Source organism: Shewanella sp. SG41-3, from assembly GCF_014164545.1.
In the GTDB taxonomy this organism is placed as follows: Bacteria; Pseudomonadota; Gammaproteobacteria; order Enterobacterales; family Shewanellaceae; genus Shewanella; species Shewanella vesiculosa.
This window is the reverse complement of record NZ_JACJFJ010000020.1, coordinates 1-4,677: the sequence shown is the minus strand read 5'-3', so window position 1 is coordinate 4,677 and position 4,677 is coordinate 1. Positions and strand designations below refer to the sequence as shown.

The 4,677-nt window shown below is 40.7% G+C and carries 4 protein-coding genes and 4 tRNA genes; 1 reads left to right on the top strand and 7 read right to left on the bottom strand.

Translation table 11 applies throughout. The annotated features are described in order from the left end of the window. The 5 genes from H5164_RS19740 to H5164_RS19720 all read right to left on the bottom strand — a co-directional run. Positions 1–161, bottom strand: a 161-nt coding sequence (locus tag H5164_RS19740) for a GTP-binding protein (protein ID WP_259395356.1), incomplete at its 3' end; no start/stop codon positions are given. A gap of 113 nt (positions 162–274) precedes the next feature. Next, positions 275–349: transfer RNA gene (locus tag H5164_RS19735), tRNA-Ile, on the bottom strand. Between the two features lie 9 nt (positions 350–358). Further along, positions 359–432 (bottom strand) — tRNA-Gly (locus H5164_RS19730). Positions 433–466: 34 nt separating this feature from the next. After that, positions 467–551: transfer RNA gene (locus H5164_RS19725), tRNA-Tyr, on the bottom strand. Between the two features lie 7 nt (positions 552–558). Continuing rightward, positions 559–634 (bottom strand) — tRNA-Thr (locus tag H5164_RS19720). 223 nt (positions 635–857) lie between these two features. Between H5164_RS19720 and coaA the strand changes: the two genes are divergently transcribed. Then, the gene (gene coaA / locus H5164_RS19715) at positions 858–1,808 is read left to right on the top strand and encodes a type I pantothenate kinase (RefSeq protein WP_124017700.1); all 951 of its coding nucleotides are present in this window, start codon (positions 858–860) and stop codon (positions 1,806–1,808) included. Positions 1,809–2,117: 309 nt separating this feature from the next. Here the strand turns inward: coaA and birA are convergent, their stop codons facing one another. Both birA and murB read right to left on the bottom strand, forming a co-directional pair. After that, positions 2,118–3,080, bottom strand: a complete 963-nt coding sequence (gene birA, locus H5164_RS19710) for a bifunctional biotin--[acetyl-CoA-carboxylase] ligase/biotin operon repressor BirA (RefSeq protein WP_124017701.1) — start codon at positions 3,078–3,080, stop codon at positions 2,118–2,120. Beyond that, positions 3,073–4,098: a UDP-N-acetylmuramate dehydrogenase gene (gene murB, locus H5164_RS19705; RefSeq protein ID WP_259396892.1), complete on the bottom strand. Its 1,026-nt coding sequence runs from the start codon at positions 4,096–4,098 to the stop codon at positions 3,073–3,075. The genes birA and murB overlap by 8 nt, the downstream gene beginning before the upstream one ends. Positions 4,099–4,677 lie beyond the last annotated feature (579 nt).

Below are 4,677 nucleotides of genomic sequence, written 5' to 3'. Positions count from 1 at the left end.
GGAGCGTTATCGATTTGAGCGAAGTTTTTAACTTCACCACCATAAGTTTTAGACAAAACGGCAGAGATTGCTGCTGTTAAAGTTGTTTTACCATGGTCAACGTGACCGATGGTGCCCACGTTTACATGGGGCTTGTTACGTTCAAATTTAGCTTTTGCCATGGTATTGCCTCAGTCCAATTATCTTGGTGATGAAAACACATATAGTAAAAATCCGATGCATTAAATGACATCGAATCGATTATTTAGGGTTAGGAAGTTTATTCATGACAAGCTGGTGTTGATAGGCAGATTCGCACTGCCGACTCACCCTCATTAAAGGTGCGCTCTACCAACTGAGCCGTATCAGCGAACAAATTTGGAGCGGATGGCGGGAATCGAACCCGCGTTATCAGCTTGGAAGGCTGGAGTAATACCATTATACGACATCCGCGCAACCTGTTTAGGCTACCTAACTACCTAGAAAATGGTGGAGGGAGAAGGATTCGAACCTTCGAAGGCTGAGCCGTCAGATTTACAGTCTGATCCCTTTGGCCACTCGGGAACCCCTCCAGAAAAATGGTGCCGGCACCAAGAGTCGAACTCGGGACCTACTGATTACAAGTCAGTTGCTCTACCAACTGAGCTATGCCGGCGTATCATTTCGGGTTCGGATATTAGGTAAATGTGCCCCAGAGTGCAAGAGTAAAATGATAAAAAAACTAAAAAAAGTTTCAAATGACGTTTTTTTGCACTTGTTTAGCGCAAAAAGAGTGATTAGTAGGCAAATGTAATTAGTGATGAAGACAAATGAGAACCAAACTATTGTCGCCATTTATACGATAGTGTAATGTGCCTGACCAACCTAGAGGAATGGTTATGAACCCAATTAACTCAATACAAGATGCACTCTACTTTGCTTTTCAGCGCGAGCATTGGGCTGAATTACGCAAATCAGTGCCACTCACATTGAGTCAGGCTGAATTAGAAAACCTGCGTGGTATGAATGAAAAGCTGTCTTTAGATGAAGTCACTGACATTTACCTTCCTCTCAGCCGTTTACTGAATTTATTTGTCGGCTCTAAACAACAGCGTGGACTCGTTCTTGATAAGTTTCTTGAACAGAAAGCTTCTCCAGGTCCTTACATTATTAGTATCGCAGGAAGCGTAGCTGTCGGTAAGAGCACCACAGCACGCATCTTACAGACGTTATTACAGCGTTGGCCCGAGCATCCTAAAGTTGATTTAGTCACTACTGATGGTTTTTTATATCCATTAGCAGATTTAAAGCGTAAAGGACTACTGCAGCGTAAAGGTTTTCCTGAAAGTTACGACATGAAAATGTTAGTCGAATTTATATCGGCTGTTAAAGCTGGAAATAAAGAGATATTGGCACCACTTTATTCTCATGTCACTTATGATAGATGTCACGATGAACATCAAGCTATTCGCCAACCTGACATTTTGATTTTAGAAGGTTTAAATGTACTGCAAACGGGTTTAGATACCCCAATCGACACCAGAAGACCTTTTGTATCAGATTTTGTCGATTTCTCGATTTATGTTGATGCCGATGAGTCATTGCTTAAAGATTGGTATAAACAGCGATTCTTGCAATTTAGAACTGGGGCGTTTAGTGACCCAAACTCATTCTTTCATCACTACTCTTCTTTGACCGACGATGAAGCGAATGTAATTGCTGCCAATATTTGGGATACCATCAATGGTCCAAATTTATCATTAAATATTCAGCCGACACGCGAGCGAGCTCATTTGATTTTACAAAAAGGCCCCAACCACTTAATGGATCGGGTTTTACTGCGCAAATAACACGATATGCGCCTATTATTAGGCGTTATTTAGTAAGACTTGTTCGAGATAACGGACTCACTCAATATTCAAAAGTACGCCATAAGGTGTGACACTTAGTCATTCTAAGCAAACACCTTATAATCAACAGATTGTATAAAAATAACAAACAACCGTTTAGTCGCTTCCTTCGGCCAGCATTTGAGTCTTTCTACGATGTTATTTCATTGTCTCATAGAGTAGAAAAACGTCATCCTACAGGCTTAGGCAGGCGTCAAGCAGGCCTAAATTGCTGTAAAATTCACCTTATATAACCCACATCCTTATTGCCTATGTCGCTGCTCGAAGACTGATTTCACCACCTAAATAGCGCTTAATACCTTGGTCAGTTTCAAGCAATAAAGCACCTTGATCATCAATGCCTCGACAAATACCGTTCACACAATTGGGTGCCATGATTAATGAAACATCGCGATTAGCAAATAAATCATACTTATTCCAGCGATCCAAAAAAGCGCCCAACCCTTTTTGCTCAAATAACTGAAGATCAGTTTTAAGGGTTTTGTGCAGTTGGATCAATAGCTCGGTTTTATCTGGCATACTCATTAAACTAGAGAGATCACTCCAGGGCTGATCAATAAGCCCGCCTTGTTCAGCAGACATACTCATATTAATGCCAAAACCAATTACAAGCTCGGTTTGTTGCGCAGATGAGTGGGCTATTTCTACTAAAATCCCTGCTAATTTTTTATGTTCTAGGTAAATGTCATTCGGCCATTTTAAACCTAGCCCCTCAACCCCAAACGCTGATAAAGCCTTAACAATAGAACAACCAACCACTAAGCTTAAGCCACTTGCTTTGCTAATATCGCTATGTAAACGCCAGAACATGGATGCATAAATATGGTGCCCGTAGGGAGACAACCATTTCCTGCCTCTTCGACCTCTGCCTGCAGATTGATATTCAGCGATGCAAATATCACCCGATTTAAGCTCACTAGTATGTCCAAGTAAAAAAGCATTAGTGCTTGTTGTTTCATCAAAATAAAAACAGCGGCCATCAACATTATTGACAAGAATTGACTCATTTACTAAGGACATTGGCGTCGCTAACTTATAACCTCTCCCCTTTACGCTGTAGATTTCAATGCCATAATCTTTTAATGCGTCGATATGCTGATTAATCGCCGCCCGAGTAAGCGATAGAGACTGCGCTATCACCTCACCAGAAACAAAATGCTCATGATGCAAACAAGCTAAAATTTGACGTTTACGAGACCAATGTTCATTCATTTATGTCTATCTCCCCAGCAGAACCTATAATCCTTGGCTCAGGTTGTAATCTAACGCCAAACTTATTAAAAACCGTCTGGATGACGTACAGCGCTAATTGGCATACTTCTTTACCTGAAGCATTACCAAGGTTAACTAAAACCAAAGCTTGTTCTTGATGAACCGCTGCATCACCTATATTAAAGCCCTTCAACCCAGCTTGCTCAATCAGCCAGCCGGCAGCAAGTTTATAATGATCATCACCTTGTGGGTAACCCACTAAAGCAGCATAACGAGTTTTAAGGGTATTATAGACATCTATTGATACCACAGGATTTTTAAAGAAACTGCCCACATTACCTAACTTTTTAGGATCTGGTAGCTTAGATTGGCGAACATGACAAACACAATCAAAAATTTGTCTCGCGGTCACAGTTGCAGGATCTAAATGTTGCAGTGGACCATAGTTGGTAACGGCTTGCCACTGTTTAGCTAACTTTAAAGTCACTTCAGTGATAACAGCTAAGTTTTTAAGCTGTTGTTTAAAAATAGACTCGCGATAGCCAAAGTGACATTGGTCATTATCAAAATGGACTAACTTTCCGGTATCCAGTTGTAAAAACTGAATCTGATGACAGAACCGATTAAATTCAACACCATAAGCACCAATATTTTGTATAGGAGCGGCGCCAACAGTCCCAGGGATCAGGGCCATATTTTCTAAACCATAAATCTCTCTCGAAAGGCAATACTCAACCAAGTGATGCCAATTTTCTCCCGCTTGTACAGTGAGATAATAGAAGTCATCGTCTTGATCAATCACAATTCCCGTAGTCCTCACCTTAACAACCGTTCCCTGAAAGTCATCAGTAAATACCAGATTACTTCCGCCACCAAGTATAAGCATTGGGTTTTGTCGTTGATACAACTCAATACATCTAGTGATTAGCTCATTTTTGCTAGTGACTTCAACTAAAGAAGCGCAATGCTGATTTAGGCCGAGTGTGTTTAATGCAGTAAGGGAGATAGACATAGACAGACATCAAATTCAAAAATATAACGCTATTGTAGCAGGGAATTAGATAATAAATTACCATGATTAACCGGAAAAACATGCTGTGAATAATGCCATCAGACATCGAAGATCCATCATATATGTCACAGTTTGCAGAGCTATACTAAAAATAAATGATAACTGAGCGAGTTACAGTCAATAATGACTAATAAACTTGTATTGATCCACCTTGTGAATAATCGCTATTCTAGTAGATCTTAAATCTAGCCTGTTAATGACCGACTCTCGCATTGGCATATTATCTAAACTGGTCAATAGATTAGGCCCAAGAACGGCTTTCAAACTCAAATTACAGACGTAAAAAAGCCCGCTACATAATAGCGGACTGTTTCACGACTCTTTCAAGTCGAGTAGGTGCCTGGAAATAACTCACTCTCGCATGGGCATACTGGCCACACTGACTAATTGCTTAGGTTTCAAGACACAAAACAAAAAGGCCACTCGGTTAAGGTGGCCTTGCTGTTTTATTTGGCGCCTGGAAATGACCTACTCTCGCATGGGCATATCATCCACACGGGTCAATTGCTTAGGTTTAAGGCACAA